We start from the raw sequence: 21,499 nt of genomic DNA on the forward strand, positions 1-21,499 counted from the left end.
CCCAGGACCATGTACGACTACGGGTGGAACGATCACGAGGCACCGAAGGAACCGCACCCCGCCGCCCCTTCCATGCGGGCGGCGACCAGCGGCCAGTACTCGCAGGACTGGTGGCTCGGCCAGTTGCAGGACCTCCAGCAGCGGCTGGGGGCGGTGGAGTCCTGGCAGCACGCCGTGGACGCGAGGGCGGAGCAGCAGGCCGCGAAGGCGAGAAGGAGCGGCGGCTCCACGCAGAGCGACCTCACCCGCCTGCGGGAGACGGTCGTCCGGGTGTCGGACGGCGTGACGGCCATGACCCACCGGGTGGACCACCTGGAGGCGAGGCTGCGGCAGGCGGAGGTCCTGCTCGACCGGCTGCGCTCCGCGGGCGTCCGGGACGCCATCGCCACCGGCGAGGCCCCCAGCGACATGCACCGCCGGCACTCCCAGATCAAGGAGCGCTACCAGCGCCTCGTCGACCAGGACCTGCGCAACCTCGCCCGCGAGCTGTGCCCCGCCGACGCCCGGCAGTGGGACCAGATACCCGGTGGCATGCCGGCCGCGCGGGCCCGGGCCGTCAGCGAGACCGTGCACATGCTGTTCACGGCGGCCCAGCAGGGCGCGCCGGCCACGACCGAGGGCATGCAGTCCGCGCTGGCGCACCGCGGCTACGCGACGGAGGGCATCGACCCCCGGCTCCGCAAGGCCGTGGACGGGGTCAACGGCATCGTCCGGGACATGGCCGCCGTCGAACTGCCCGCGTCCCTGCTGTTCGACGTCGACGTCACCGCCCTCGCCGAGGACGAGTACCAGGCCTACAACCGGCAGGACACCGGAGTTCCCGGCTTCCTCGTCGCACCGGCCTACGCCGTCCAGGGCGAGGCCCCGGAGAACCATCTGAAGGCGTTCGTCTTCCTGGCCCCGGGCGAGGCCCCGTGACCCCCCGGGACGACTCGCTCAGCCTGGAGATCGTGGCCCGGGGCGTGCCGCTCGTCGACGACCGGCTGCTCCTCGAACTGACCAACGACCTCCACACCGCGAACGACCTCACCCGCGCCGCGGCCCGCGAGGGCTTCTTCGCCCGCCTGCTCGGCCGGGCGACCGGCCGCGACCGGATCCGCGAACGGACCGTCCGGGACCGGATGCTGAGCTCCCAGCAGCTCACACTGCGCTGGCTGACGCACCTGAGCGAGCGGATGACGGTGACCGACCTCGTGGTGGCCGAGGTCTCCGAAGAGGTGCACGACGCGAAGAAGCGCATCGAGCGCGTCGAGGCGGCCGGCCGGTGGTCGGCCGCCGCGATCGGCGAACTCGGGGCGATCCTCGGCAGGCTGGCCAGCGACACCGGCCGCTTCCTGTCCGACCACGAGCGCCGGCTCGCGGCGCTGGAGGCCCAGCTGGCGCTGGACCGCGCGGCCCGGCGCTGGCGCCATCCACGGCCCGACCCCGGCCTGCCCTGGCTCGTGGGAGCGGTGCTGCTGGCCCGCGAGGTGGCCTCCGGGCCGGCCGGCACGTACGCCTTCACGGGCGGCGAGACGCTCATGCAGCGGCAGTTGGTCGAACGCATGCTGCAGGATCCGCCGGTGCCCTGGTTCGAGGGCGTGAAGTCGGTGCCGGCCATGCTCACCGCCGTCGTGCGCGACCTGCCCAGCGAGAACCACCGGCTGATGGTGGCCGAGCTCCTCGGCCTCGGCGTCGCCGACGAGCTGTCGGACGCGGCCGGCCCGCTGACCTCGGCCCTCGCGCGGGCGACGGAGCTGGCCGTGGCCGGTGCCGACCCCGACGACGCCGCGCGGGCCGCCCTGCGGGACAGCAGCGGCAGCGGCGACCTCTTCCTCCCGTCCAGCCTGAGCGTCGAACAGCTCGTGCGGCGCATCGTGGCCGAGCAGTTCGCGGAGGCGCGGCAGCGGCGGATCCGGCTCCGCAAGCACGCGGGTACCGATGACGGCGGCGGACAGGACGGTGCGGGGTGTGATGCACGGTGAGTGACGCGCAGGATATGGGGGAAGCTTCCGGCCCCGGTGAACCGCGGGGCACGGGCGAGGCGCCGGGCACCGGCGACCCGCACCTGAGCAACGCGCAGGAGATCGCGCGCACCTTCGCCGGCTGGGCGGCCCGCGCCGACAGCGTGGCCGCCGGGCACGCCGCCCCCGTCCCCCGGACACGCCCGGCCCCCGAGGAGCCGCGTGCGGTGCCGGCGGGCCGGCCGGCGTTCCCGTCGCCCGGATCGCTGCGCATCGGGCTCGTGCTGGCCGGAGGAGGCGCCAAGGGGGCCTACGAGCTGGGCGTCTGCGACTACCTCGCGGAGATGGGCCTGGAGATCGCGGCCATCGCCGGGACCAGCATCGGCGCCCTCAACGGCGCCGTGCTGGTCGGCGCCCCCGACCTGCGGACCGGCACCCGGCGCCTGGCCGGCTTCTGGGAGCGCTTCTCCACCCGGTCGGGCGTGACGCCCTTCGCCGAGGAAGGCCTCCCGCTGGACGCGGCCGGCGCGGCGGCGGAGGGCACCGCCCGGCAGGCCCGGCTGCTCGCGCCCAGGCTGCTGGGCCTGCGCCGCCGGGTCGGCCTGCTGGAGGAGCTCGTCGGCGAGGCGGTGGACGCGGCGGCGATCCGGGCCGGCCGCCCCCTGTGGGTGGCCGCCTACCCGCTCATCCGCACGCCCGCCCTCCCGGTGCGGATGCGCCACCTCGTGGAGGTCCTGCGGTGGCTGGGCGGCGCGAAGGGCGCCATCCTGCGCCTCAACGGTCTCCCGGAGCACCAGATCCGGGAGGCCGTCCTCGCGAGCGCCGCGCTGCCGCTGATCTTCCCGTCCCGCGTGGTCGACGGCTGCGCCTACCTCGACGGCGGGCTGGGCGGGCCCGGCGACCGCACCCCGGTGCGCGCCTTCGCCGAGCAGGAGCACTGCGAGGTCGTGGTGGTCGTCCACCTGCACCCGGACGCCGTCGTCAGCTCGCACCCCGCGGGCCCCGTCACCCGGATCGACATCCGGCCCAGCGTCCCCATCGTCCCGCCCGGCCCGCTGGGCCCGCTCACCGGCCTGCTGTCGTTCTCCCCGGACCGGGTCCAGGCGCTGCGCAGGCTCGGGTACCGCGACGCCTGGGTACGCTTCGAGGAGCTCCGCCATCTGCTCGGTGTGCACAACTCCCTCTCGCAGGCCGAGACGCGCATGCTCGCGACGTTCCAGCGGCTGTGCGACGCGCCCCGGCCCGCGGCTCCGTCGTGACGTCCGTCCTGGAGGCCATCGTGCGGGATCTCCCCTGGCACCTGAGCCGGCCGATCGCGCACCGGGGCCTGCACGGCGGGCCCGGCGGCCCGCCGGAGAACTCGATGGCGGCGTTCCGGCGCGCCGCCGCGCACGGCGTCCCCTTCGAGCTCGACGTGCAGCTGACCAGGGACGGTGCGCTCGCCGTCGTGCACGACGCGGCGGTCCGCCTGCCGTCCGGGAGCGAACGGGCCGTCACGTCCCTGACCCTGGGCGAACTGCGCGCGGTGGCCTCGTCGGTGCCGGGCGCCGCCGTACCGGTCACGCTGCCCGAGGTGTTCGCGGTGGTGGCCGGGCGCGTGCCCGTCATGGTGGACGTCCGCCGCTGGGGGGTGGCGGGGGCGGCCGGCCTGGAGCGTGCCGTCGTAACGGCGGTCCGCCGTTACGACGGCCCGGTCGCCGTGCAGTCCTTCGACCCGCGCACGGTGTACCGGCTGCGACGCGCGCTCCCCGGCGTACCGGTGGGGCAGATCGCGGGGGCCCTCCGGTCCGCGCCGCCCGTCCTGCGCACGGTCGGCCGGTCCATGGCCACCAACGCCGTCTCCCGTCCCGGCTTCCTCAGCTTCGAACTGGACGCCCTGCCGTCGCGGGCCCTGCGCTTCTGGCAGCGGCGGGGGCTGCCCGTCATCGGGTGGACCGTCCATTCGCCGGAGCAGGAGCGGGCCGCGCGCGAGTCGGTGACGAACGTCTTCTTCTCCGGATACCTGCCGTCGGCGTATGCGCCGCAGCCGTCGGATCCGTGAATGAGGCCGGGCCTGTGAACGAGGCCGGGCCTGTGAACGAGCAAGTGCGAGTGAGTGCGAGGAAGAGTGTGCTGAGGAAACTGGGTCTGAGATTCTCCGCGCCCCGCTGGCGGAACTCCGACAAGGGGTTCACCGCCGCGACCGAGCGCTACGTCCGGGAGGTCATAGATTTCTACGACATCCGCGCCACCTGGCACCGGCGCTTCTACCGCCTGAGCGGTGCCCTGGTGATCCTGGCCGGCGCGGCCCTGCCGGTCCTGACCGCGCTCGAGTTCCCCGGCAAGGGCGCCGCGATCTCGGGCGCGGGGTTCCTGGTGGCGGTCACCACCGCCATGAAGAGCCTCTACCGCTGGGACGTCTCCTGGATACTGCTGCGGGAGACGGAGATCGAGCTCACCCGCGTCTATCTCCAGTGGTGCGCGGGAGGCCTCGGCCCGGACGGCACCGACGGCTCGCCCCGCTCGGCGAACGCCCTGCTGGACGCGGTGTTCAAGATCCGCCGCCGGGAGTCCTCCGAGTTCTTCAAGAACCTCCCGGACCCCGGGCCGGCCGTCCAGCCGGTCAACGGAGGCACGGGCAGCCGCGCCGCGCGCTGACGGTCGGCTCGGAGTTCCTTCCGCCGGTCACCGTGTCCGTACGGGCGCCCCGGCCAGCAGCTCCCGCACCGAAGCCGCCTCAGGCACCCCCAGTCGTTCGAAGAGGGTGAGGGCTTCGCGGAGGTGGTCGTGGCCGCGGGCCGGGTCGCCCAGGCGGGTGCGGGCGCGGCCGAGGACGGCGAGGGCCAGGCCCTCGCAGTAGGTCTTGCCCAGGTCTCGGGCGATGGTCAGGGACTGCTCGGCGCACGAGACCGCGTCCTCGTCGCGCCACTCGGCCAGGCGGCACTCGGCGAGGCGGGCCCAGGCCAGGCCCTCCCAGCCGCGCTGCTGCTGCTCGATGAAGGAGCCGAGGGCGTCCTGGAGCTGACGGGCCGCGAGGTCCGGTCGGCCGGTCTTGTGGAGGACGCAGCCGTGCTGGTAGAGGGTCAGCGCGATGGTCGGGCCGTTGCCGGTGGCGCCAGCGATGCGGACGGCCTCGGCGGCGTCGCGTTCGGCTTCGCGGGGCCGGTCGAGGGCGAGGCGGACGCGGGCGGTGTTGGCGAGGACCCTGGCCTCGCTGCCCTTGTCGTCCAAGGCGTCGCACAGCCGGCGGGCCTGCTCCAGGAGGGGCAGGGCGCGGGCGGGGCGGTCGGTGGCGAAGCACAGGATGCCGAGGGCGTTGGCGGCGAGGTGGCGGCACATGGGGTCGCCGGCGGCGTCCGCGAGGCGCAGGGCCTCGGAGAGCTCGCGCTCGGCGGCCTCGTACACGTCGGTGTAGTAGTGCAGGTTGCCGAGGGCGTAGAGGGCCCGGGCCTCGACGCGCGGGTCGCCCGCCGTGTGTGCGGCGACGGCGGTCAGCTCGGACAGGCGGCGCAGTTCGTCGCGGTGCGCGGGGCCCTCGATCAGGCCCGACCAGGTGAGCAGCAGGTCACCGGCGGGGCGCAGCGCCCCGGGCAGTTCGCGGACGGCCTGGGCGAGGCCGGCGGCGAGCGTGACGTGCTCGCGGCGCAGCCACTGGCGGGCCTCGTCGGCGCCGGTGAAACCGGTGCCGGGGGTGGTGACGGGGTGGAGGTGGCGGTGCAGGGCGTGGTCGGGTTCGAGGATGCGGGAGGCGTTGGCGACGGTGGCGAGCAGGTGGTCGAGGAGGCGGGCGACGGCGGCGCGGCGGTCTTCGGGGGTCTCCGTGCGTTCGGCGCGGCGACGCGCGTAGAGCCGGAGGAGGTCGTGGAAGCGGTAGCGGCCGGGGGCGTACGACTCGAGCAGGCCGGCGTCGGCGAGGCCCTCGGCGAGGTCCTCGGCGGTGAAGTCGTCGCGGTCGAGAAGGGCCGCCGCGGCGGCCAGGGGGAGATCGGGGGCGTCGGCGAGGGCCAGCAGGCGGAAGGCCCGGGCCTGGTCGGCCGGGAGGTGGGTGTAGCCGAGGCGGAACGTGGACTCCACGGTGAGGTCGCCGGCCTGCAGTTCGTCGAGGCGGCGGCGTTCGTCGTCGAGGCGGGCGACGAGGGAGGCGACGGTCCAGCCGGGCCGGGAGGCGAGGCGGGAGGCCACGATGCGGACGGCGAGCGGCAGGTGGCCGCACGCGGCGGCCAGGTCCTTCGCGGCGCGCGGCTCGGCGCTGACGCGCTCCTCGCCGGCGATGGCGGCCAGCAGGGAGAGGGCCTCGGCCTCGCTCGCCACGCCGACGTGGAACTGCCGTGCGCCGCCGAGGGTGACCGCCCGGGAGCGGGTCGTCACGAGCACGGCGCAGCCGGCGGTGCCGGGGAGCAGGGGGCGGAGCTGGGCGGCGTCGCGGGCGTTGTCGAGGAGGAGCAGGACGCGCCGGTCGGCGAGCACGGAGCGGTAGAGGGCGGCCCGCTGTTCCAGGTCGTCGGGGATGTCGGGCTCGGGGACGTCGAGGGCCTGGAGGAAGTGGGCGAGGACGCTGCCGCTGTCCGCGGCGTCGGCGCTCGTGCCGCGCAGGTCGACGTAGAGCTGGCCGTCGGGGAAGTCGGGGCGGGCGAGGTGGGCGGCGTGGACGGCGAGGGTGGTCTTGCCGACGCCGCCGATGCCGGTGAGCACGGCGATCGGCACGGCGGGGCCGGCGGCCGCGGTGAGCGCGCCGCGCACCTCGCTCAGCAGGTCCTCGCGGCCGGTGAAGTCGGGTATGCCGGCGGGCAGCTGGAAGGGGGCGCCGGCCGGGTGCCGGCCTTCGGCGGGCGCGGGGGCCGTGGTCGCCGCGGGGGCGGGCAGGGCGAGCGCGGGGTCGCCGGCCAGGACCTGGGCGTGCAGGCGGGTCAGCTCCGGGCCGGGTTCGACGCCGAGTTCCTCGACGAGCAGCCGCCGTGCGTCGGCGTAGGCGGCGAGGGCGTCGACCTGGCGGCCGCAGCGGTAGAGGGCGAGGATCAGCTGGGCGCGCAGCCTCTCCCGCAGCGGGTGTTCGGCGGCGAGCGAGGTGAGCTCGGGGACGAGTTCGGCGTGCCGGCCGAGGGCGAGGGCGCAGTCGGAGCGGCCCTCCTGGGCGGCGAGGCGCGCTTCGGAGAGCCGGTCCTGCTGGCGCTCGCAGTACGGGCCCGGGAGCCCGGCCAGGGGGGTGCCGTTCCAGAGCTCCAGTGCGGCGGCGTACGCGTCGTGGGCCGTGGCCGTGTCGCCCGCGCTCCGGGCGGCGGCCGCCTCGGCCAGGAGGCGTTCGAAGACGTGGGCGTCGACGCGCTCGGGCGCCACGCGCAGGGCGTAGCCGCCGGCCACGGAGACGAGGACGGTCGCGGGGGTGCGGGCGGCGCGGCCTGGTTCGAGGAGGGCGCGCAGGCGGGAGGCGTAGGTGCGGATGGTGCCGAGGGCCTGGGGCGGTGCGTTCTCGCCCCACAGGGCGTCGATCAGCTCGTCGCTGGAGACCGTGGCGCCGCCGCGGAGCAGGAGGACGGCGAGCATGGCGCGCTGCTGGCGCGCGCCCAGGTCCACGGGGCGGTCGCCCGCCAGTGCGCGGACCGGGCCGAGCAGCTGGAAATGGAGCAGGGGAGCGGAAGGCTCCGTTGTATCCCGCATGTCTCCCCCGAGCGTGCCGTGCCGGATCCGTCCGGCGACAGCGGTGACAGTACCTCAGTGTCCCTTACAAGAGCAGGCGTCGGACGCGCGGGCGGCCCGGTGGGCGGGCGGGGGCGGGCCCGGGCCGGCAAGGGGGCGTTGATCGTCCGTTGATGGGGCCGATACATACTGCTGGCACCGTTGTTTCACGGCGCGTCACGGCGCGCCTTCTACACAGGAGTTCGATATGACCGCTGAGGACCCCAAGCACACGGAGCAGGCCGGGGCCCCCGCCGAGCAGGCCGCCGCGCCGTCCGGGCCGGCTGCCACGCCGTCCGAGCAGGCCATTTCGACCGAGCTGGACCAGCCGGTCGAGCACGTGGAGGGTGCCGGGGCGCAGGGGCAGGGGGGCAGCGGCCCGATCCGTCCGACCCACACGTCGGGCGCCCAGTAGCCACGCGTGACGGGGCCGGGGCCCGCCGTGCGAACGGCGGGCCCCGGCCTTGTTTGTGCAGGCGTTCTGCCGTCCCCGGCCGTTAAAACTGTGCAAAGGACGCCCCCGGGCCCCGGTATCCAGGGCCTGCGGAGAGCGAATACCGGACAGGCGCCCCCCTCGTCGTCCGCTCACCGCCCGGCCGCCGTCCGTACGCGTCACCCCCGTTCAGAAGCAAGGCTTCCGGTACGCGTGAGCCGCCGGAGGTCTCCCGCCGGGACCGTTCGCACGACCGAATGTCGCTCTTGAACTTCCGCTCGCCGCCTCGGGATACTCGCCCGTATACCGTTCTTGACATGGACGCGACGATCTCATCGGCCTGTCGCGCACCATGTCCGGCCTGTGCGCGTCAGGCGGGCGCACGACGTACGCGCAGCACGCACGCGCACGACGCACACGCAGTACGCACGCGCACGACATGCATCCAGCACTCACACGCACAACGCACGCACGTACGCACCTCCTCCATCACGCCCGGGCGTCCGTCGCGCCGCCGGGCACTCCCCCACAGGAGGCCACGAGTGAAACGTTCCTGCATCTCCACGCGCCGTACGGCCGCCGCCGGGGCGGCGATGGTCGCCCTGACGGCCGCGGCGCTCACGCTCCCCAGCGCGCACGCGAGCTCACCGGCGCCCCGTCAGCTCTCGTCGCCGCAGGCCTCGGAGCTCGCCCGGAAGATCTCCGCCGACCTGGGTGCGGACTCGGCCGGCACGTACTACGACGCCGGGAGCGGCCGGCTCGTCGTCGGCGTCCTCGACGAGGGGGCGGCCGCTCGGGTGCGGGCCGCCGGCGCCGACCCGAGAATCGTGCGCCACTCCGCGGCCGAGCTCGCCTCGGCCCGGCGGACGCTGAAGTCGGATGCGTCCATTCCGGGCACGGCCTGGGCAGTGGACCCGCGCCTCAACAAGGTGGTCGTCACCGCCGACAGCACCGTCACCGGCGCCCGCAAGGACCGCCTCGACAAGGTCGTCGCGAGCCTCGGCGACAAGGTGGCCGTGCGGACGACGGCCGGGACGTTCCGCCCCTTCATCGCGGGCGGCGACGCGATCTGGGGCAGCGGCGTGCGCTGCTCCCTGGGCTTCAACGTCACCAAGGGCGGCAAGCCGTACTTCCTCACGGCCGGGCACTGCGGCAACGCCTCGCAAACCTGGTCCGCCACGCAGGGCGGCGCCCAGATCGGGGTGACCGAGAGCTCGACCTTCCCCGGCCACGACTACGCGCTCGTGCGCTACACCTCGTCCATCGCCCACCCCAGCGCGGTGGACCTCTACGACGGCGGCACGCAGAACATCGCCAAGGCCGGGGAAGCGACCGTCGGCGAGACGGTGCAGCGCAGCGGCAGCACGACCGGCGTCCACGACGGCCAGGTCACCGCCCTCGGCGTCACCGTCAACTACCAGGAGGGCGCGGTCGAGGGCATGATCGGCACCTCGGTCTGCGCCGAGCCGGGCGACAGCGGCGGCGCGCTCTTCGCCGGCGACACCGCCCTCGGCCTCACCTCGGGCGGCAGCGGCGACTGCTCCTCCGGCGGCGAGACGTTCTTCCAGCCCGTACCGGAGGCCCTGCAGGCGTACGGGGCGCAGCTGCCCTGACGCACTCCTCCGGGGACGCCCGCACAGGGCTCTTTGGAGGTCGCCGGGCCGGGGTGGGGTCGCCCCGGCCCGGTTCGGCCGCGTCCGGCCGGGGTCAGTTAACCCGGCCGTACCAGACGCTGCCGGACCAGATCTTCTCCAGGCGCACCGAGGTGCCGGGCTTGGGCGAGTGCCAGATCTTGTTGTTACCCGCGTAGATACCGACGTGGTAGACGTTGCTGCCCGAGTGGAAGAAGACCAGGTCGCCCGCCTGGCGGGAGCCGGAGGAGATGTGCCGGGTCTTGTTGTACTGGTCGGCCGCGGTGCGCGGCAGGTTCTTGCCGACCTTCTTGAACGAGTAGAGCGTGAGACCCGAGCAGTCGAACCGGTTGGGGCCGGCGGCGCCGTACTGGTAGGGGGAGCCCTGCTTGGAGGCCGCGACCTTCAGGGCGGCGGCGCCCGGGGTGGCCGCACTCGCCTCGGCCGACATGCCGGGGAGCAGCATGGACGCGGTCACGGTGGCGGCGGTGACCACGGAGGCGGCACCGGCGCGGGACATGAGCGTGGATATGCCAGGGAACGCAGACATGCCAAAACCCTTCGTCATCCGCCTGCGAAAGATGACCTGTCGGGTTCGGGCTGTCGAAGTTGCCCGGCCACCTGAAATGGCTTCACCCCAAGGACCACCGCCATCGTGGTCCGCCGTGCTCGGGTCTCCCGCTCCTGCCGATCCATTCGCTTCTGCTCCGCACCCGGTACGGCGGCAGGACTCGGCGTCCGCCCGGGTCGCCCGCCTCGGTGACGGGATCTTGTTGTTCGATGCACGATCCTGCATCACGGACCGCCGGAATTCGGAGCCGAAAGGTGCTTCTGTGAACTTCTTCACTTCGCGTCGCCCCGTGGAACCGGGGTGTTACCCGGCATCACGAGTGGCGGGAAATCCCGTTTATCAAAAGGCAGTTGAAGAACTGATTCGAGTCACCTCGGCAAGGCCCGGAAGGCGAGGTGAGCGGGGTCGCGGCAGGGCGTCTTTGCGTCAGAAAGCAGCGGCGGCGGGGTCCGTGCGGTTCGCCGCGAGGGCCCGAGGGTAGCCCTACGGCATGCTCACCCTAGGGATCGAGGAGGAGTATCTTCTGCTCGACCCGGCCACCGCACTGCCGGTTCCCCTGGCCGACGAGGTCCGGGCGGCGGTCGACCTGGATCCGGTCGTGAACGAGCGGGAGATTCAGGCGGAGCTGTTGCAGGCCCAGGTGGAAGTTGCCACTCCGGTCTGCTCCGATCTCGCCGAGGCGAGCCGGCACCTGCTGCGGCTGCGCCACGCGTTGAGCTCCGCCGCCAAGCGGTCCGGCTGCCGGATCGCCGCCTGCGGTACGGCGCCGTGCTCGGGCCCCGAGCCCATCCCGGTCACCGGTAACCCGCGCTATCTGGCGATGCGGACGCGTGCCGCCCAGCTCGTGGACGAGCAGTTCGTCCACGGGATGCACGTCCACGTCGCCATCCCCGACCGCGAGACGGGTGTCGCGGTCCTCAACCGGGTGCGGCCCTGGCTGCCCGTCCTCGTCGCCATGGCGGGCAACTCCCCGCTGTGGAACGGCCAGGACACCGGCTTCTCCAGCTGGCGGACCGTGGTCTACAGCCGCTGGCCGGTCAGCGGCCCGCCCCCGTACTTCCACGGCCTCGCGGACTACGAGGAGCGCATCGAGGCGCTGCAGACGGCCGGGGCGATCGCGGACCGGGGCCAGCTGTACTGGACGGCACGGCTCTCGGAGCGCTATCCCACGATCGAAGTGCGCTGCCTGGACGTGCAGTTGCGGGCCGACGACTCCGTCATGTTCGCCGGCGTCGTCCGCGGGCTGGTCGCCACCGCCATCCGCGACGAGAAGACCGGGCGGCCCCCGGTGCCCTGCCTGCCGGAGCTGCTCGCCGCCGCGAACTGGCACGCCGCCCGGCACGGGCTCGACGGGGTGCTCGTGGACCCCACGGGCCGGCGCCACGGCGCGCACGACGTCGTCCGCGGCCTCCTCGCCCACATAGGGCAGTCGCTGGAGGAGTCGGGCGACACCCGGCAGGTGAGCTCGCTGGTCAGCCGCCTGCTGCGGCGGGGCACCGGGGCGGACCGGCAGCGCCGGGCGCTGGCGACGGACGGGCTGAAGGCGGTGACGGAGCTGATCTCTGAGCCGTAGGCAGGTCAGAAGTGCGGGTCCCCCGCGACCCGCCCGCCCAGGGCCCGCCCGGTGTCCGGGAGGTGGCGCCATCGCCTCGTCAGCAGCAGGGCCGCCAGGCTCAGGTAGACGTAGGTCAGCACCTCCCGGGCGTACTCTCCCGGAAGCGCGAACTGCACCGCGAAGAGGACGAAGAGGACTGCGGCCTCCCACCGGACGAAGTGCAGGTCCAGCAGGACGACGACCGCCAGGACGGTCTGCGCGGCCGTCAGGGCGACCTCGTCCACCTGACGGGTGACCAGCGGCAGGGCCGCCCCTCCCCCGCCGAGCGCGTGGGCGAGGGGCAGGCAGCCGACCAGCAGCGTCCACTGGTTGACCTTGCTGGACAGCAGCGCGCCGAGGCCGTCACCGGCCCGCATGCGCCAGGCGAAGACCACGGCGACGATCAGCTCCGGGGCCTCGGACGCGAGCGGGGCCAGCCACTGGACCAGCACGAAGCGGTCGATGCCGAGTGAGGCGCCCGCCTCCACCAGCCCGTGCGCGAACGGCTCGGCGCACGCGAAGACGACGGCCGCGGCACCCGCGAAGAGCACGGCCGTCACAGTGCGCCGCCCGGACCGCGGCAGTACGGCCAGCCGCGCCGGGACGCCCACGAGCTCCTCCATCTCCCCCGTGGAGCACTTCGCGATCCGGTAGAGGTAGTAGCCGTACCAGGGGATGAGCACCACCGGTACGTACCAGCCGATCTCGCGGGTGAGCGGCATGACGAAGGCGACGACGGCGGCCACGGCCAGGAAGGCGACGTCGATCCGGCGGTGCGGCTCCAGGACGACCGGCCCCGGGGCGGCGCCCCTGCGGCGCAGCGCCAGTGCGGCGGCCAGCGCGACGAGCGGCCAGCCGACGCCCACCAGCAGCCGGTTGGCGCCGGTCATGTTGGCCGCCGCGTACGCGGCGTAGGCGGGATCGGATCCGGCCGCGTAGGCGAAGTAGAGGTCGACGGCGTACTCGGGCAGCACCGCGATGAAGGCCAGCAGGGCGAGCGCGAGCGCTCCGGCCATGTCCGCGCGGGCCGTCTCCGCGGCCCACATCAACAGCAGCGCCGAACAGAGCACCCCCAGCCCGAACACGGCCACGGCCGCGCCCGGCGGCAGCTCGGCACCGCTCAGCCGCACCACGACCGCGGGCACGGCCCCGGCACAGGCCACGGCGATCCGCGCCACGCTCGCACCAACGGACGGCGGCACCGTCTCCGCTGCCGCGGACTCACCCATCGACGGCTCGCTCCTTCCGCGTCACACCTGACCCTGCCGATCTATCAGCAGGAACCGGCGGCCCGCCGCGGACAGCCCGCAGCGCCGGCAGGCGCCCCCCATTCGGCCGACCGTTCGTGCCGCCCGCGCTGTCGAGGGCCTGCACGGTCACGGAATTCAGACCACGAAAGGTCGCAGGACGAAAAAACAGAGGACCGCGAATCATGCTCCCTACACCCTGGATACCGGATCAACGGCCGATCACCGCCGTATAAGAACCGTCAGCGCCTGCGCGCTGCATCACAAACGGCGAGTGAGGAAAAACTCCTAGTGCGCCGAGTCCACGCGGAAGCCCTTCGGGACGAGGAACGCCGCCAGGACCACGGCCGCCGCCACGATGACCGCCGACACCAGCGACGTGGTCCGCAGGGCGTCGTCGAAGGCCGCTCTCGCCGCGGCGAGCAGGGCGCGGCCCTCCCTCGTGGCGGGGCCGAGGGCGCGGGAGGCCTGGTCGGCGCCGCCCACCGACTCCCGTGCGGCCGGCGGGAGGCCGGTGGGCATGCCGGAGCGGAAGAGGGCGGCGTGGATGCTGCCGAGGAGGGCGACGCCAAAGCCGATGCCCAGTTCGTAGGCGCTTTCGGAGACGGCACCGGCCTGGCCGGCGCGTTCGGGGCGGACGGCGGCGACCATGACGGCCGCGGCGGCGGTGATCGCCATGCCGTCGCCGATGCCGAAGGTGACGAGGGCGACGGCGACGACGCCGTAGCCCAGCGGCTGGGGCGCGCCGGCGAGGAGGGCGAAGCCGCACAGCAGGGCGGCCAGACCCACCGTCAGGACGGTGCGGACGCCCGTGCGGCGCAGCATCCACGGCGTCAGCAGCGAGGAGGCGAGCAGGGCGAGGGCCACCGGCAGGGTGCGCACGCCGGCGGCGAGGGCGTCGTGGCCGCGGGCGTACTGCAGCCACAGGGAGATGAGGTAGAGGGCGGCGCCGATGCCCATCATGGCGATGAGGGTGGCGAGGGCAGCGGCCAGGAAGGGGCGGCTCGCGAAGAGGCGGACGTCCAGCAGCGGGTCGGCGGACTGCAGCTGGCGACGGACGAACCAGGTCAGGGCCGCGAAGCCGACGAGCAGGGCGGCGAGGTCGACCGGCCGGAAGCCGCCGGCGAGGTGCTTGATGCCCCAGGCGGTGAGGACCACTCCGGCGACGGAGAGCAGGGCGGCGACGAGGTCGAGGCCGTGGTGGGAGGGGCTGCGGTACTCGGGCAGCAGGAGGACGGCCGCCACGACGGTGACCAGGACGACGGGCACGTTGACCCAGAACGCCGCCGACCAGGAGAAGGCGTTCACCAGCAGGCCGCCGGCCAGGGGGCCGATCGCGGCGCCCGCCCCGGCGACGGCGGCCCAGATCCCGATGGCGAGGGTGCGCTCGTGGGGGTCGGGGAAGATCGTGCGGATCAGGGACAGGGTGGACGGCATCACCATGGCCCCGCCGACGGCGAGCAGGACGCGTCCGGCGATCAGCTGCAGGACGCTGTCGGTGAGGCCGGCCGTGGCGGCGAGCACCGAGGCCGCGCCGAAGACCGTGAATCCGGTGGTGAACAGCAGTTTGCGGCCGAAGCGGTCGCCGACCGCGCCCGCGGTGACGAGCAGGCCGCCGAGGACCAGCCCGTAGATGTCGATGATCCACAGCTGTTCGAGGGCGTCGGGCCGCATCTCCTTGATGAGCGAGGGCAGGGCCACGTTCAAGATGGTGGCGTCCATGGCCACGAGCAGCAGGCTCGCGCACAGGACGGCGAGCATCGCCCAGCGCGCGGGATCGGCTTGCGCCTGCTCAGAGGGGCCTTCGGGGGAGATACGGTCCACAGCCGGAACGTATCCGCCGGGTGGGCGGCCCGCATCCGGAGGGCCGGGCGGGTTCCGCGGACCGGCCGGCTGGGCAGTGTGCCCTCTACGGACCCGGGAGGGAGAGCCGGGAGGAGGGCGGTGGATGTGAAGGGTGACACCGGCCGGGAGGTCGTCGTCATCGGCGGCGGGGTCGCCGGGACCAGCCTGCTGCTGCAGCTGGTCCGCACGCTCGCCGGCCGCCGCCCGCCGCACCCCGTGCGGTCCGTCCGCGTCGTGGATCCCCGCCCGGCCGGCTGGGGGCTGGCGTTCGGGGACGAGGACCCGCTGCTGCTGTGCAACTCCGCCGCCGAGCTCAACTCGCTCCTCGCGGACCGGCCCGGCGACTTCGTCGACCACCTGCGCGCGCAGGGCCGGCCGGGCTCCGCGAAGGACTGCGTCCCCCGCGCCCGCATGGCCGAGTACTGCGCGGACCGCGCGGCCTGGGCGCGGGAGCAGGCCGGGCGGTCCGGCATCACCGTGGAGCACGTACGGGCCTCGGCGGAGACCATCGGCACGGAGGCGGACGGCGGCGGCCACCGGGTGCGGCTGAGCACGGGCCAGGAGCTGTACGCCGACGACGTGGTCGTCTGCACCGGCGTGCAGCGCCCCCGCGTCCCGCGCGGCTTCGCGGAGTTCCGGCACCACCCGCGCTACCTCGACAGCCCCTACCCGGCGAGCCGGATCCGGCAGGGCCTGCGCCCGCGCTCCCGGGTGCTTGTCCTCGGCAGCCACCAGTCGGCGACCGACGCGGCGCTCCTGCTGTGCCGCGACGGGCACCGCGCCACCCTCTCCTCGCCGTCGGGGAAGCTGCCCGCCGTGCGCGAGTCCCTCGCCGCACCGCTGCGCGCATACCCGCCGCTGGAGCGCATCTCCCGCCTCGACCCGGCGGACCCGTACCTGGAGGACCGCCTGGTGCGGTGCGTCGTGGAGGCGGTGCGGCTGCACGACCGGCGCCCGCTGCGCCGGCAGGTCTCCCGCGCCTGCGACCCCGTGCAGCGGCTGCGCGAGGAGACCGCCCTGGCCGAGGCGGGCGCCTGTGCCTGGCCGGACGTGATCGTTCCCCTGATCGAGCGGGTCATCGAGCTCGCCCCGGAGCTGCCCGCGGGCCGGCTGGAGGAGCTGTCGGCGAAGTTCGCCGGGCTGACCGACCGGTACGCGACGGCGCTGGCCCGCGTGAACGCCCGGCGGCTGCTCGCGCACTTCGACTCGGGGATGCTGCGCCTGGCCCGCCCGTATCCGCGGGCCGTCTCCTTCGAGGGCGGTCTGTGGCACGTGGAGCGCTCGGGGGCCGCGCCGGAGACGTACGACTACGTCGTCAACGCCACGGGTTTCGAGCGGCCGGTCCTGCACTGGGACCGGGAGGGGACCGCCCTGCACCTGGACGGCGCGCCCGCCGGAGGCACGGCCGTCGGCCGGCTGGAGGCGGACCTGCGGGTACGGAGGGAGCCGGGGGCGGCGGCGCAGCGCGTGTGGGTGGTGGGGGTCGGCACGCACGTCCGCATCCCCTTCGCCAATCACCTGCGGAACGTGGTCCGCCAGGCCGGGCAGGTCGCGGACCGGCTGACGGAGCCGGTCCCCGATTCCACCTTTTCGGGCATTTCGGCCATACGGCCGATGTCGTCCGGAGGCCGTCTTTCCTAGCGTGGGCCGAGGAGCGAAAGGACCTCGAAGGGAAAGGACCGGGCCCATGCCGGAGAACGTGACGCGCGTCGTCGTCGGAGTGGACGGCTCCGCGGGCAGTCTGGCCGCCCTCAGGCAGGCCGCTCAGGAAGCGGCGCACCACGGCGCCGTGCTCTGCCCCGTGCTCGCCTGGCAGCCTCCGGGCGGCGAGGCCGCCGACGCCGTGCAGCCGGCGCCGCCCGACGTCTGCGCCCACTGGGAGCGAGCGGCCCGGGACAAGCTGTCACGGGCCTGCCGCAGGGCTCTGGGCGAGGACGCCCGGCGCCTGCCGGTGCGCCCCCGCGTGGTGCGCGCGGACGCCGGGCCGGCGCTGGTGGCGTGCGCGAGGCGGGACACCGACATGCTGGTGATGGGCGCGGGCAGCCACGGCCCGGTGCACCGGCTGGTGCACGGCTCGGTCAGCCGCCACTGCCTCAGGCACGCCCGGTGCCCGGTCCTGGTCGTCCACCCCCGTACCGGGGAGGCACCGGAGGAGGACGGTGCCACGCGCCGTCCGCGGCCCCCGGCCACGATTCCGGCGGGTCTGCTCGACGTGTGGCCGGCACGTCCCTCCGGGCCGGAGCCGCCCGCGTCCGCACCGCGTCGTGGGCCACGCCGGTGAGCCACGCCTCGGTGTCGACGATGAGCAGCACGTGGGCGTCGCTGACGCCCGGCTGCCCCTCGGTGGCGCGCCGCAGCGGACCGGACTCCTCCGCCGGATAGCGGGAGACGGTCGTACGGGGCTCGCGCGGCCCGCCGCCGCGCACGGAGTCGGCCGCCCGCAGCACCTCCTGCGCCACCTGCCCCGCGAGGCCGGTCAGCGCGGCGGCAGGGCCCGGCGGGAGGGGCTCGCGCAGGCCGTCCTGGTGGGTCATCAGCAGGAACTCGGCGCCGTGCACGACGGCGCGCCCGGTGGCCAGGGCGGCCTCCCAGTGCTGCTCCGGCCGGGCGCGGTGCATGCGCTCCGTCAAGTACTGGGCGAAGGAGGCCTCGGCGAGGTGCATGGCGCGGCGCGCGGGCCGCAGCGGGTCGCCCTGGGAGCGCTCGCGCTGGAACCGGTCGTCGCCCAGCAGCGCGGTCACGGCGCGGCAGGCCACGGCGCACTCGGCGAGGAAGTCGGCCATGTCGCGCCCCAGTTCACCCCGGCCGCCGCGCGGCCAGGCCAGCAGGCCGGCGACGACGCCGATGGCGCTGCCGACGAGGACGTCGAGGATCCGCGCCTCGGACAGCCGCCAGTCGGCGGTGGAGAGCTGGCTGAAGACGAAGACCACGACGAGCGTGAAGGCGGCCTGCATCCAGCCGGGCCCGAGCGGAGGCCCCGCCGTGAAGCCGATGAGCATGACGAAGGGCAGCGCGACGGCGTAGACGAGGGGCCGGTCTCCGACGGCGTACAGCATGAGGGCCGCGACGGCCGCCCCGGCGACCGTGCCGGTCAGGGCGGGGCGCAGGGCCGCCCGGGTGTCGGCCGCCGAGGTGCGCATGAGGCTGAGGGTGGCGAGCAGCACCCAGAAGCCGTGGGAGAGGTCGAGGGCGCCGACGACCAGCCGGGCGCAGGCCAGCGCGGCGGCCAGGCGCAGGGCGTTCTGCAGGTGGACCGAGTGGGGCGTCAGGTGCACGCGCAGGCGACGCCACCACAGCCGGTACGGGGGCGTGGTGGCGTACGCGAAGACGTCCGTACCGGGCCGCGGGGGCCGGGTCGCCTCCCCGGCCGGCGGGCCGTGGCCGGCGGGCGGCCCGTTGCCGAGGGCGATGCCGGCGGCCTCGCCGGCCAGCCGGGCGCCTTCGGCCGCCCCCCGGGCGACGGCGTCCTGACGGAGCCGCTCGGTGGCCGTGCCCCGCAGCCCGGCGGCGCGGGCGTCGTCGAAGACGGCGAGGGCGGCGGGCAGCGGGCCGGGGTGGGCGTCCGCGGTGCCGGAGCGCAGCGCGCCGGCGACGGACCGCAGGGAGAGCTCGGTGTGCCGGAGCAGGGTGACGGCGGCGGGGTCGGCGGGGAGGGGGCCGGGGCAGTCGGCGAGGCGGTCGAGCTGGTCGCGCACGTGGCGGACGGCCGCGCGGGTGTGGTTGAGGGCCCGGTCGTGCACGGAGGGCGAGGCGGGGCGCTCGGTGACGGGCACGCGGGAGAGGCGGGCGGCGGCGAGCGCGCGGTCGGCCGCCTCCCGCTCGGCCAGGGCGCCGCCGCCCGCCTCCAGGTGGTAGGCGGTGGCGCTGGTGTAGTCGGCGACGGCCGCGGCCGCCCGGGCGAGGACGGCCCGGTAGGGGACGGGGTCGGGCTCGGGCAGCAGGTACCGCTCGGCCAGGACCGTCAGGAGGATGCCGGTGGTCAGGCCGGCGAGCCGGGAGCCGAGGGTGCCGGGCTCGTACGGCGGGAAGCAGGGCAGCACGTAGAAGAGCTGGAAGGCCATGGCGAGGCCGGTCAGGCGCGGGCCGCCGACCCCGCAGAAGGAGATGACGAAGCCGACGGCGAACATGCCGGCGGCCGCGGCCCAGGGGCTGACGGCGAGCAGGGTGCCCGCGGTGACGAGGACCCAGCCGGCGGGCAGGGCGGCGAGCAGGGTGCGGGTCCGCTGCGGCGCGGGACCGGGCACGCGGCAGAACATGGCCAGGGGCAGCGCCCCGAACATCGCGTACAGGGCCATGACGGAGTCGGCAGTGACGTACTGGAAGAGGTAGAAGCCCGGGCAGCCGGCCGCCACCACCCACAGGGCGCGGCGGGCCGCCTGCGGCACGCCCTCATGCCGCAGGAGCCTGCGGACGGGCGTGCTCACGCCCGCGCCCACCGGGGCACCTTCGTGCCAATTGCGCTGATCATAGTGTTTCCTCACATTAAGTGAAGTCCCGTCAGCTTCAAGGCGACACCCCGGCGCGCGGCGGACCGGTCAGCACCGCAGCGGGTCCCTGATCACCGGCGTGGTGCGGCCGGTGTTGCGGCACAGGGAGTAGCCCTGGGCCCGCAGGTCGTCGACGATGCCCGGCACGGCGTCCGGGAAGCTGCTGAACAGGTGTCCGAGGATCACGCCGCCGCGCTTGTCCGCCGCGGGGGCGTTGCGGACCCTCGCGCGGAGCGTGGCCACGTCGGGGAAACGGCCGTCCCCGCCCTCCCAGTCGAGGGTGTCGACCGTCCAGGTGCACACGCGGGCGCCCAGCGACGCGGCGATCCGCTCCTCCCGGGGACCGTAGTCCCCGTACGGAGGCCGGAACAGCGAGCTCTTGACGCCCTCGCCGATCTCCTTGCGGGCGGCCTCCTCGGACAGGCCCGTCAGGTGCGGGTGGGACCAGGTGTGGTTGCCGACCCAGTGCCCCTGGCGGCGCAGGGTCCTGGCGACCTCCGGGTGCTGCGAGGCCTGCTCGTTGATGAGGAAGAACGCCGCGCGGATCCCTCTCCCCCGCAGGTACGCGCCCGCCTCCGCGGCCCGCTCGACCCGGTCGTAGGACCAGTCGTCGAACGTGAGCAGCACCCGACCGGAGTCGTTGCCGCATCTCGTCCGGTCGTAGTCGCGGGGGGCCGCGGGGGCGGGGCGCGGGGCGGCCGCCGAGGCGGGCAGCGGGCACAGCGTCAGGAGCAGTGAGGCGAGGGCCGCGACGAGGGGCGGCCGCACGCGGAGGGTGTGGAGCACGGAGGACGTGTGGGGCACGGGGGACTCCTCCCTTGGGGCGCGGCTCGGGGTTCAGATGATTCCGGCGCCCGCGCGCCACCGCCAGCAGTGCGCCGCCTACGGAGTCACACAGCGGGAACACCCGGGCCGGAAGCGTGTGACCCCCGACACTCCGTCAACCGCCCGCGGCGCCCACGAGCAGCACGAATGCGCGCAGGACAAGGCATCCTTGCCCGTACGGCATTGGAACGCCCCCAAAGGGGCGGCCGAGGATGCGGTCCATGAACACCACCACGGATTCCCGCGGCGGCCTGCTGGCCGTCGTCAGCCAGACCGGCCCGACCGTCACCTTCTTCGACGCCACCACGTACGAGCAGCTCGACGTGCTCGAAGTGCCCTCACAGCCCCACGAGTTGTGCTTCGACCCGGACCGGAGACTGCTGTACTGCGCGACCACCTACGTCTCCGGCTACTACCACGACCACCAGGGCCGCGCCCGGCAGCTCGCCGTCATCGACGCCGACACCCGGAAGGTCGTCGACACCGTCGACCTCGGCCCCGACCACGGGCCCCACGGCCTCGCCCTCGACCGGGAGCGCCGCCGGCTGTACGTGAGCGTCGAGTCCACCGACGACACCACGGGCGGCGTCGTGATCCTCGACGCGGACACCCTCCGGCGCATCGGGCGGATCCCGGTGATGGCCGACGGCCCGCACTGGTTCGCGATCTCCCCGGACGGCCGCCGCGGCTGGTCCACCAACAAGGAAGCGGCGTTCGTCTCCGCCCTGGACCTGGAGCGGGACGAGTTCGTGGAACGCATTCCGGTGCCCGGCAGCGAAGGCCTGGACGTCTCGCCCGACGGAGCGCACGTCTACGTCGCCGGCCCCAAGGGCGACTTCCGCACCGCCCCTTCCGCCCAGCCCGGCATCCGGGTGATCGAGGCCGCGACCGGCGACGTGGTGCGCGTACTGCCCACCGAGGGCGTCGTCTTCCCCGTGCACACCACGGCCTCCGGCCTCGTCCTCGCCGGCGAGCTCCGCATGGAGCAGGGCGAGGGCGGCTCGCTGGGCGCCCAGGCGGACGGGGTGCTCACCGTCTTCGCGCCCGGCTCCCACGAGGTCGTGGGACAGGTGCCCGTCGGCCGGTTCCCGCTGACCATCACCTCCTCGCCGGACGGGCGGACGGGCTACGTCGCCAACGTCATGTCCAGCACGGTGACCGTCGTGGACCTGGAGCGGATGGCCGTGGTCACCACCCTGGAGGTCGCCCGGGAGGGTGAGGCGGGAGCGCACGGGCTCGCCTACATCCCCGCGGCCGGCTGAACCACCGCC

Annotated in this window: 16 protein-coding genes, 1 pseudogene and 1 riboswitch; of the genes and pseudogenes, 11 read left to right on the forward strand and 6 right to left on the reverse strand. The window is 74.6% G+C overall.

The window, feature by feature from the left end; all coding sequences use genetic code 11:
* The first annotated feature begins 9 nt into the window (after window positions 1–9).
* The 5 genes from ACOTKD_RS10470 (at window position 10) to ACOTKD_RS10490 (ending at window position 4,580) form a co-directional block, all read left to right on the forward strand.
* The gene (locus ACOTKD_RS10470; RefSeq protein WP_424888607.1) at window positions 10–918 is read left to right on the forward strand and encodes a hypothetical protein; all 909 of its coding nucleotides are present in this window, start codon (window positions 10–12) and stop codon (window positions 916–918) included.
* Entirely contained in the window at window positions 915–1,964 is a 1,050-nt protein-coding gene (locus ACOTKD_RS10475) for a hypothetical protein (protein ID WP_424888608.1), read from the forward strand. Before ACOTKD_RS10470 ends, ACOTKD_RS10475 begins: the two co-directional genes overlap by 4 nt.
* 14 nt (window positions 1,965–1,978) lie before the next feature.
* The gene (locus ACOTKD_RS10480; RefSeq protein WP_424888609.1) at window positions 1,979–3,202 is read left to right on the forward strand and encodes a patatin-like phospholipase family protein; all 1,224 of its coding nucleotides are present in this window, start codon (window positions 1,979–1,981) and stop codon (window positions 3,200–3,202) included.
* Window positions 3,169–3,984, forward strand: coding sequence for a glycerophosphodiester phosphodiesterase family protein (locus tag ACOTKD_RS10485; protein ID WP_424888610.1), 816 nt, complete (start codon window positions 3,169–3,171; stop codon window positions 3,982–3,984). The genes ACOTKD_RS10480 and ACOTKD_RS10485 overlap by 34 nt, the downstream gene beginning before the upstream one ends.
* Window positions 3,985–4,052: 68 nt before the next feature.
* Complete coding sequence (locus ACOTKD_RS10490) at window positions 4,053–4,580, forward strand: DUF4231 domain-containing protein (protein ID WP_424888611.1); 528 nt, start codon at window positions 4,053–4,055, stop codon at window positions 4,578–4,580.
* 27 nt (window positions 4,581–4,607) lie between these two features.
* Here the strand turns inward: ACOTKD_RS10490 and ACOTKD_RS10495 are convergent, their stop codons facing one another.
* Complete coding sequence (locus ACOTKD_RS10495; RefSeq protein WP_424888612.1) at window positions 4,608–7,577, reverse strand: AfsR/SARP family transcriptional regulator; 2,970 nt, start codon at window positions 7,575–7,577, stop codon at window positions 4,608–4,610.
* Window positions 7,578–7,803: 226 nt separating this feature from the next.
* Between ACOTKD_RS10495 and ACOTKD_RS10500 the strand changes: the two genes are divergently transcribed.
* Both ACOTKD_RS10500 and ACOTKD_RS10505 read left to right on the forward strand, forming a co-directional pair.
* Window positions 7,804–8,010: a hypothetical protein gene (locus ACOTKD_RS10500; RefSeq protein ID WP_424888613.1), complete on the forward strand. Its 207-nt coding sequence runs from the start codon at window positions 7,804–7,806 to the stop codon at window positions 8,008–8,010.
* Window positions 8,011–8,570: 560 nt separating this feature from the next.
* Window positions 8,571–9,641: a S1 family peptidase gene (locus ACOTKD_RS10505; RefSeq protein ID WP_424888614.1), complete on the forward strand. Its 1,071-nt coding sequence runs from the start codon at window positions 8,571–8,573 to the stop codon at window positions 9,639–9,641.
* A 94-nt stretch (window positions 9,642–9,735) separates the two neighbouring features.
* Here ACOTKD_RS10505 and ACOTKD_RS10510 read toward each other — a convergent pair whose 3' ends face one another.
* Entirely contained in the window at window positions 9,736–10,209 is a 474-nt protein-coding gene (locus ACOTKD_RS10510) for a C40 family peptidase (RefSeq protein ID WP_106680982.1), read from the reverse strand.
* A 4-nt stretch (window positions 10,210–10,213) separates the two neighbouring features.
* A riboswitch (cyclic di-AMP (ydaO/yuaA leader) is annotated at window positions 10,214–10,376 on the reverse strand.
* A 344-nt stretch (window positions 10,377–10,720) separates the two neighbouring features.
* Here ACOTKD_RS10510 and ACOTKD_RS10515 point away from each other — a divergent pair.
* Window positions 10,721–11,803 carry a carboxylate-amine ligase gene (locus tag ACOTKD_RS10515; protein WP_424888615.1) on the forward strand — a complete coding sequence of 361 codons (1,083 nt, stop codon included), beginning with the start codon at window positions 10,721–10,723 and terminating at the stop codon, window positions 11,801–11,803.
* Between the two features lie 5 nt (window positions 11,804–11,808).
* Here the strand turns inward: ACOTKD_RS10515 and ACOTKD_RS10520 are convergent, their stop codons facing one another.
* On the reverse strand, window positions 11,809–13,053 hold the full coding sequence (locus tag ACOTKD_RS10520; RefSeq protein WP_424888616.1) for a hypothetical protein: 1,245 nt from the start codon (window positions 13,051–13,053) through the stop codon (window positions 11,809–11,811).
* 306 nt (window positions 13,054–13,359) lie between these two features.
* The gene (locus tag ACOTKD_RS10525) at window positions 13,360–14,895 is read right to left on the reverse strand and encodes an MFS transporter (protein WP_424888617.1); all 1,536 of its coding nucleotides are present in this window, start codon (window positions 14,893–14,895) and stop codon (window positions 13,360–13,362) included.
* Between the two features lie 126 nt (window positions 14,896–15,021).
* Between ACOTKD_RS10525 and ACOTKD_RS10530 the strand changes: the two genes are divergently transcribed.
* Together ACOTKD_RS10530 and ACOTKD_RS10535 are read left to right on the forward strand one after the other, a co-directional pair.
* Complete coding sequence (locus ACOTKD_RS10530) at window positions 15,022–16,557, forward strand: FAD/NAD(P)-binding protein (protein ID WP_424888618.1); 1,536 nt, start codon at window positions 15,022–15,024, stop codon at window positions 16,555–16,557.
* 46 nt (window positions 16,558–16,603) lie between these two features.
* Window positions 16,604–16,984: pseudogene (locus ACOTKD_RS10535) on the forward strand (universal stress protein); the annotation flags it as partial.
* A gap of 25 nt (window positions 16,985–17,009) precedes the next feature.
* Here ACOTKD_RS10535 and ACOTKD_RS10540 read toward each other — a convergent pair.
* On the reverse strand, window positions 17,010–19,340 hold the full coding sequence (locus ACOTKD_RS10540) for an FUSC family protein (RefSeq protein WP_424888619.1): 2,331 nt from the start codon (window positions 19,338–19,340) through the stop codon (window positions 17,010–17,012).
* Window positions 19,341–19,451: 111 nt separating this feature from the next.
* Complete coding sequence (locus ACOTKD_RS10545; RefSeq protein ID WP_424888620.1) at window positions 19,452–20,207, reverse strand: polysaccharide deacetylase family protein; 756 nt, start codon at window positions 20,205–20,207, stop codon at window positions 19,452–19,454.
* A 242-nt stretch (window positions 20,208–20,449) separates the two neighbouring features.
* Between ACOTKD_RS10545 and ACOTKD_RS10550 the strand changes: the two genes are divergently transcribed.
* Window positions 20,450–21,490 (forward strand): YncE family protein, encoded by a 1,041-nt coding sequence (locus ACOTKD_RS10550; RefSeq protein WP_424888621.1) that lies wholly within the window; start codon window positions 20,450–20,452, stop codon window positions 21,488–21,490.
* Window positions 21,491–21,499: the final 9 nt, after the last annotated feature.

Source organism: Streptomyces sp. XH2, from assembly GCF_049725035.1.
In the GTDB taxonomy this organism is placed as follows: Bacteria; Actinomycetota; Actinomycetes; order Streptomycetales; family Streptomycetaceae; genus Streptomyces; species Streptomyces roseoverticillatus.

What these genes read in the sequence shown, in the direction of transcription:
- ACOTKD_RS10470 (WP_424888607.1), top strand. Translation starts at nt 10, where the DNA reads ATGTACGACTACGGGTGGAACGATCACGAGGCACCGAAGGAACCGCAC.
- ACOTKD_RS10480 (WP_424888609.1), top strand. Translation starts at nt 1,979, where the DNA reads ATGGGGGAAGCTTCCGGCCCCGGTGAACCGCGGGGCACGGGCGAGGCG.
- ACOTKD_RS10495 (WP_424888612.1), bottom strand. Translation starts at nt 7,577, where the DNA reads ATGCGGGATACAACGGAGCCTTCCGCTCCCCTGCTCCATTTCCAGCTG.
- ACOTKD_RS10500 (WP_424888613.1), top strand. Translation starts at nt 7,804, where the DNA reads ATGACCGCTGAGGACCCCAAGCACACGGAGCAGGCCGGGGCCCCCGCC.
- ACOTKD_RS10510 (WP_106680982.1), bottom strand. Translation starts at nt 10,209, where the DNA reads ATGTCTGCGTTCCCTGGCATATCCACGCTCATGTCCCGCGCCGGTGCC.
- ACOTKD_RS10515 (WP_424888615.1), top strand. Translation starts at nt 10,721, where the DNA reads ATGCTCACCCTAGGGATCGAGGAGGAGTATCTTCTGCTCGACCCGGCC.
- ACOTKD_RS10520 (WP_424888616.1), bottom strand. Translation starts at nt 13,053, where the DNA reads ATGGGTGAGTCCGCGGCAGCGGAGACGGTGCCGCCGTCCGTTGGTGCG.
- ACOTKD_RS10550 (WP_424888621.1), top strand. Translation starts at nt 20,450, where the DNA reads ATGAACACCACCACGGATTCCCGCGGCGGCCTGCTGGCCGTCGTCAGC.